This window comes from Paramesorhizobium leguminum (assembly GCF_003217235.1).
Classification (GTDB): domain Bacteria; phylum Pseudomonadota; class Alphaproteobacteria; order Rhizobiales; family Rhizobiaceae; genus Paramesorhizobium; species Paramesorhizobium leguminum.
Genome location: NZ_QJTF01000006.1, coordinates 166,330 through 172,410, shown reverse-complemented (window position 1 = coordinate 172,410; position 6,081 = coordinate 166,330). Strand labels below are relative to the sequence as shown.

The window sequence follows — 6,081 nt, the reverse complement described above, 5'->3', positions numbered from 1 at the left end:
AGGCCTCACGCCTTACGAGTTCATCTGCAAAATCTGGAAAACAGAACCAGAGAAATTCAAAAGAAACCCGCTCCAGCAAATACCGGGACTAAACATCTAAATGGCAGAAATCGTGGAACTGCTCATACAGATGGCCGTGTATGCAGGCTTCCCCGCAGCGCTCAATGGTTTGGCCGTTGCGAAAGAGGTTTTGCCGAACGCAACAGTTGAAAATCGCTACCTAACCACGCCTCTTCACGCCCGCTGTCTGCGGCACCGGCGTCAGCGCAACCCCATCCTCAAACCAGGCAATGAGATTATCGACCACGAGATCAGCCATCGCCCGCCGCGTCGCCTGGGAGGCGGAGGCGACATGGGGCAGGAGCGTGGCGTTCGGCAGATCGATCAGCGCTTGCGGCACATGCGGCTCATCGGCAAAAACATCGAGACCCGCGGCGGCGATCGTGCCATTTCCCAGCGCTTCGATCAAAGCCTCCTCATCGACAACGGTTCCCCGCCCGATATTGATGAGCACGCCATTTGCCCCAAGCGCGCCAAGCACCTGCGCATTCACAGCTTTTTCCGTTCCCAACCCGCCCGGTACCGCAACGATGAGCGTATCGACGGCCTCCGCCAACGCAGGCAGGCTCGGATAATAATCGTAGGCTACCTCATTGTCCTGGTGCCGATTATGGTAGGCGATCGGCAGGCCGAACGCCTCGATCCGCCGGGCGATGGCCTTGCCGATGCGGCCCAACCCGAAAATGCCGACCGTGCGGCCGCGCAGCGACAATTTCGTCAGCGGATAATTGCCTTCTCGCTCCCACTTGCCCGCCTTGAGCCAGGCCTGCGCCTGTGGCAGTTCCCGAACCGTATCGATCAGCAGGCCTAATGCCGTGTCGGCAACTTCCTCCGTCAGCACATCCGGCGTGTTGGTCACCATGATGCCGGCTTTACCCGCATGGACGGCGTCGACATTGTCGTAACCCACGCCGAAATTGGCGATGATTTCCAGATTTGGCAGCGCATCCATGAATTGGGCGCTGACTGCCCCGCTGGCCGCGATGCCACGCACAAGCGCGGCAAGTTCAGGCGTAACCAGCGCCGGATCGCCGATCTCCATCCGCTCCATCCTGAATGTCCTGTCGATGCGCTCTACGACATGAGGATTCATCCGACCGATCACCAGAATCGTCGTGTCATGTGTTCCGGTCATAAATAATCCTCCCTTTTATCGGTTCTTCGGCTTCGCCGTCGATTGCCGGATGCGCAGTTCCGGCTTGATGAGTTCTTGACGCGGCGCCGCGCCGACGCCGTTCAGTTGATCGAGCAGCGCGCGCGCCGCGCGCAACCCAACCTCGCGCTGCCCGTTCCAGACGGTCGTCAAGGCAGGCGTGGCAATCTCCGCCTCCTCCAGATCGTCATAGCCGGTTACCGAAATGTCCTCGCCCGCCACCAGCCCGGCCCGTGCGATCCCGTTCATCAACCCGATCGCCGTCAGATCGTTCCAGCAAACGGCCGCGGTCGGCTTATCGATCAGCGCCAGGAATTGCGGCGCCACCTCGAAGCCGCCCTGCTTGGTGCGCGGGCCGGGAATGCGCCATTCCGGCTTGACCGGCAGCCCGGCCTTTTCCATCGCCGCCACATAGCCGTGATACCGGTCGCGACCGGTGGAGGTCTGGTCGGTGCCGCCGATCATGGCGATACGCGTATGTCCAAGCGAGATCAGATGATTGGTGGCAAGCCCTATGCCGTAGGAATCGTCCCCGCGAAAAACCGGGACGTTGGCTTGTTCCACGGTACGCGCGATCAGCACCACCGGAAGTCCGTTATCCTCGGCAAGCTCGATATCGGCGGCGGGCGTGCCGATGGCCGGCGACATGATGATGCCATCCGCGCCCAATTGCAGGAGCGTGTCGATGAAGGTGCGCTGCTTTTCCACCTGGTCGTAATGGTTCGACAGGATGAAAGTCTGCCGCGAGCGGTCGAGTTCGGATTCTATCGAACGCAGGATTTCCGCGAAAAACGGGTTCATGATGTCATGCACGACAACGCCGATAATACCCGAACGCGAAGTCCTCAAACTCGCCGCGCGGCGATTGTAGATATAGCCGATGGCGCGGGCATGCTCCTTGATCTTGTCGCGAGTCTGGTCCGCCACCAGCGGACTATCGCGCAAGGCCAGCGAGACCGTCGCGGTTGAAACGCCCAGAGCATCCGCTATGGTCGAAAGCTTGATCTTCTGGGCCAACGCGCCTCCCGCATCCTTTGCGCCGATTCTGCAAAATCGACCAATAATGCCGGGATTTATGCCACTCCAACCGGGGAATTGAAAGATTTTTCAGGCGGGGACTCGCCGGATCAAGCCGCATTATTCAACATAGCTATCCTCGGCTGTTTCCTGGATACCCTCCGCCTCGTCGAGAGGCTCCCGCGCCGACAGATTGAATTCAAGCCTGTTAAGCAATTTCAGCAGCGTCTTGCGCTCTTTCTTGTCGAGGCCGCGCAACGCATCCTTCTCCGTTTTGCGGATGGATTTCTCGATTGTTCTGATCACATCGCGACCATTATCGGTGAGAAAGACATGCGCCTGCCGCTGGTCCCTCTCGGAAGCCTGCTTGGTAACGAAACCCTGTGATTGCAGACGGGAAATAGTCTTGGTCACCGTGGGAGGCCGCACACCGAGGCGCTGCGCCAGGACGCCGGGCGACTGCCCGTCCTCCGCGGCCAGCTGCAACATGATCGCATCCTGCCCGGCATAAAGCCCATGTTCCAGCAGCCGCGTTGCAAGCGAGGTGCGCCCCAGCCTCGCGGCCGATTGCAGCCGATACAAAATGACCTGCTTGCGTTCTTTTGTCATTGGTTCCCCACTGCCGAATATTTCGAGATCATAAGCCGGCGTTCCTCTCGGGGCAAACGTAAGATTTGCTCCTTCTTGCCGTCGAGTGCCCGCTTCGATACGCTGGCTTACAAAGATGACAGGAGAATAACATGGCGGCGCAGGAACACGTGACCGGCAAGACCATCGCCGTCCTGCCTCTCGGCGCTCATGAACAGCATGGCCCGCATCTGCCCTTCGAGACGGATACGATCATCGCCGATGGTCTCGCCGCCAGAACCGCCGCCGCCATGCCTCGCGGCCTCGACGTCCGGTTTCTGCCCACCGAATCGGTCGGCTATTCCATCGAACATCTGGATGTGCCGGGCACGCGGACGCTGTCTTTTGACGAGGCGGTAAACCGCTGGGTCGGCATCGGCGAAAAGCTCCATGCGGAAGGCCTCGAGAAGCTGGTTCTCTTTAATGCCCATGGCGGCAATTCCCCGCTTTTGACCATCGTAGCGACTGAGCTGCGCATTCGACTGGACATGCTCGCCGTCGCCACAAGCTGGACACGCTTCGGCCTGCCGGAAGGAATAATCGCCCCTCAAGACAAAGCACTCGATATCCATGGCGGCTTCATCGAGACATCGGTGATGCTGGCGCTGCGCCCCGATCTGGTGAAAATGGAAAACACGCGCAATTTCCCCAACGCTCAATCTATCTTCGCCGAAAATTTCAAATATCTGCGCGCCTATGGACCTCATGCCTTCGGCTGGAAAATGCGCGACCTCAATGCTGAAGGCGTCGCAGGCAACGCCGCTGCCGCCAGCGCCGAAGCCGGAGAAAAGCTGATCGCCCACGCGGTCGCGGGCTTCATCGAACTCCTGCGCGATATCGACCGCTTCGACCCAGCGTTATTTAAAAACAAGCTCTCACGACCGCGCTGAAGCGGAACCCGCATCATCAAGATAATAGTTCTGATATCGATCCATGAAATATTCCGAGCTCCCATAAGAGCTGTATTTCGCAAGCAGCTTCATATCGGTCTTGTTGAGGACGAGCCCAAGCACCTTCGGCAATATCTGGCCTTCCGCCTGCAAGACGGATCTGACGAGCGCGCGCGGCGTGACACCCCATTCCGTCACCACGACGAAACCGTCGGCAAGCGGTGCGAAGGCCTTGGCATCGACGACGGGTCCAAGCGGCGGCAGGTCGACGATGATATATTCAAAGATACCCCGAGCCTCGTCCAGAAGATTTTTCATGGCGGCACGGGAAATGAGTTCGCTTGTATGGGAAATGTGCCTGGGGATGATAGCCGGAAGGATGGCGAGCTTGGTCTTGCTATCGATCTTGACGGCGCTCTGCCATGGAAGTTCTCCCATGAGAACCTCCACCAAACCTTTTTGAGGGTTGAGTGACAGCGCGCGTGTCAGGCCCGGATTGCGCAAATCGGCATCGATCAGAAGCGTCTTCGCGCCGTTTGCGGCGAGGAGCCCGGCAAAATTCGCCGCAACGGTGGATTTACCCTCGTTCGGCAGAACGGAAACGATGCCGATCACCTTGCTCTCCCTGCCCTGCAGCACCACATCGGCGGCAATCTTGGCATTGCGCAGCGTTTCCGCAAAGGCGGAAGCCGGCGCTTCGACCGCGACGCGCATCATGTTGATGGCGCGCGGTGCGGGCTTCTGGTCATCAGGCGAGGAAGTGCCTGAGCCGCCAACGGCAGGAAGATAGCCAAGGAACTTGACATCCAGATACGCGCGAACCTGCTCGCCGACGCGAAAGAACCGCTCGCTGAACTCCCGCCACGCGCCAAGGCCCGCACCGGCAAAGAGGCCAAGAAGCAGGGATCCCGCCAGCACCATCGTCCTCTTCGGGCTGGACGGATCGGTCGGTGTCGATGCAACGGAGATGATCCGCGCCTTGGCAATCGGGAACGATTGCTGCTGCGACGCCTCCTGGTAGCGCTTCAAATAGGTCTGGTAGAGATCGCTGAGCGCCTGCGATTTCTGCTCCAGCTCCCTCAATTGAACGAGCGACCGGTTCGCCGTGGATGTCTCGCCGGTCGCCTTTTTCAGGCTCTCCGCAAGCGAATTCTCGCGCGATTGCGCCACCTCATACTGGTTGCGCGCGCTTTCCGTCATCTGCTGGATTTCCTGGAAAATCTGCTGCCCCACCTCCTGCTGCTCGGTGCGAAGGCTTACGGCCTGCGGGTGATCGTCTCCGAATTGGCTGGTGATTTCCTGGATGCGTTTGCTGATCGTCAGGTAACGGGTCCGCAGCGTCGAAATGACAGATGTGTTCGTCTGGTCCGATAGGACGGCTGCGTTGTTGACAGCCGATTCCTGCCCGCCGTCGGCGATTGATTTGTACTGGTTGTATTGCGCAAGCGCCCGTGCCGTTTCCGCTTGTGCCAGAATGTACTGGCTATTGAGATCTGAAAGTTGTTGTTCCGATACCAGTGCGCCCTTGGCGGCAGTGAGCCCGTTCGCGGCCCTGAAGCGCTCGACCTCGAACGCCGCCTGCTGTGAGCTCTCCTTCAAATCGACAAGACGATCCTGCAGCCATACGGTGGCTCGCCGCGTGGCATCGAAATTCGCGTCCAGCTGATCTGCGAGATAGACATCCGCATAGGCGCGCGCGATGCGCCCGGCGAGTTCAGCATCGTTCGAGATATAGCTGACGTCGATGACGAAACTGCGCCCCTGCTGTTCTACCTTGACGTTGCTCTGGAGAATTGACGCCGCATATCCGCGCCGGGCCGCGGGGTTGGACGTATCCCCCGCCCCACCGCCGAATATACCGACCAGCCCGCGCGCTACGCCTTTAACCCGCGAGACGAGCGAGCGCGGCGGATTCATGAATGTTTCATTTTGGGTCAGATTCGCGCGGTCCACCACCTTGCCGGCAAGTTCAGCCGATTTCAGAATCGCGATCTGACTGAGAATGGCGGCGTCGGTCTGCGCATTGGAAGGCGCGGGCGACGGCCCATCGGCCAGCTTGCCGAGATTGTCATCGAGCAGGATGCTGGTGGAAGCGGTGTAATAGGATGTCGAGAAGATGAGGCTGAGAATGCCGAGCAGAAGCCCCAGCGCGGTAACAATGGCGACAATCTTTGCCTGCCGCCGCGCCATGGCGAGCAATTGTTCGATATCGATGAATTTGTCGGCATCCGGCTGCCCCTTCGCGTCTACCGCGAGCCTGCCGTTAACCGGAATATTGCCTTGATGCATGATACCGCCAATTCTTTATACGCAAACGATGAGCGCGCGGCTCGC

5 protein-coding genes and 2 pseudogenes are annotated in these 6,081 nt (G+C 59.4%); 3 read left to right on the top strand and 4 right to left on the bottom strand.

What is annotated here, in order from left to right:
- Both C7477_RS19170 and C7477_RS19495 read left to right on the top strand, forming a co-directional pair.
- Positions 1-100 (top strand): annotated as a pseudogene (locus tag C7477_RS19170) (IS481 family transposase); the annotation flags it as partial.
- 6 nt (positions 101-106) lie between these two features.
- Positions 107-190 (top strand): annotated as a pseudogene (locus C7477_RS19495) (carboxymuconolactone decarboxylase family protein); the annotation flags it as partial.
- Between the two features lie 30 nt (positions 191-220).
- Here the strand turns inward: C7477_RS19495 and C7477_RS07380 are convergent.
- The 3 genes from C7477_RS07380 to C7477_RS07370 all read right to left on the bottom strand — a co-directional run bounded on the left by C7477_RS07380 (position 221) and on the right by C7477_RS07370 (position 2,839).
- Positions 221-1,195, bottom strand: a complete 975-nt coding sequence (locus C7477_RS07380) for a 2-hydroxyacid dehydrogenase (protein WP_110750620.1) — start codon at positions 1,193-1,195, stop codon at positions 221-223.
- 15 nt (positions 1,196-1,210) lie between these two features.
- Positions 1,211-2,230, bottom strand: a complete 1,020-nt coding sequence (locus tag C7477_RS07375) for a LacI family DNA-binding transcriptional regulator (RefSeq protein WP_110750618.1) — start codon at positions 2,228-2,230, stop codon at positions 1,211-1,213.
- A 120-nt stretch (positions 2,231-2,350) separates the two neighbouring features.
- Positions 2,351-2,839 carry a MarR family winged helix-turn-helix transcriptional regulator gene (locus C7477_RS07370; RefSeq protein ID WP_110750616.1) on the bottom strand — a complete coding sequence of 163 codons (489 nt, stop codon included), beginning with the start codon at positions 2,837-2,839 and terminating at the stop codon, positions 2,351-2,353.
- Between the two features lie 131 nt (positions 2,840-2,970).
- On the opposite strand from C7477_RS07370, the gene C7477_RS07365 reads away from it, so the two are divergent.
- Entirely contained in the window at positions 2,971-3,747 is a 777-nt protein-coding gene (locus C7477_RS07365) for a creatininase family protein (RefSeq protein WP_110750614.1), read from the top strand.
- On the opposite strand, the gene C7477_RS07360 is transcribed toward C7477_RS07365, so the two are convergent.
- Positions 3,733-6,036 (bottom strand): polysaccharide biosynthesis tyrosine autokinase, encoded by a 2,304-nt coding sequence (locus tag C7477_RS07360; protein WP_110750612.1) that lies wholly within the window; start codon positions 6,034-6,036, stop codon positions 3,733-3,735. The genes C7477_RS07365 and C7477_RS07360 overlap by 15 nt on opposite strands.
- Positions 6,037-6,081: the final 45 nt, after the last annotated feature.

What these genes read in the sequence shown, in the direction of transcription:
- C7477_RS07370 (WP_110750616.1), bottom strand. Translation starts at nt 2,839, where the DNA reads ATGACAAAAGAACGCAAGCAGGTCATTTTGTATCGGCTGCAATCGGCC.
- C7477_RS07360 (WP_110750612.1), bottom strand. Translation starts at nt 6,036, where the DNA reads ATGCATCAAGGCAATATTCCGGTTAACGGCAGGCTCGCGGTAGACGCG.
- C7477_RS07365 (WP_110750614.1), top strand. Translation starts at nt 2,971, where the DNA reads ATGGCGGCGCAGGAACACGTGACCGGCAAGACCATCGCCGTCCTGCCT.
- C7477_RS07380 (WP_110750620.1), bottom strand. Translation starts at nt 1,195, where the DNA reads ATGACCGGAACACATGACACGACGATTCTGGTGATCGGTCGGATGAAT.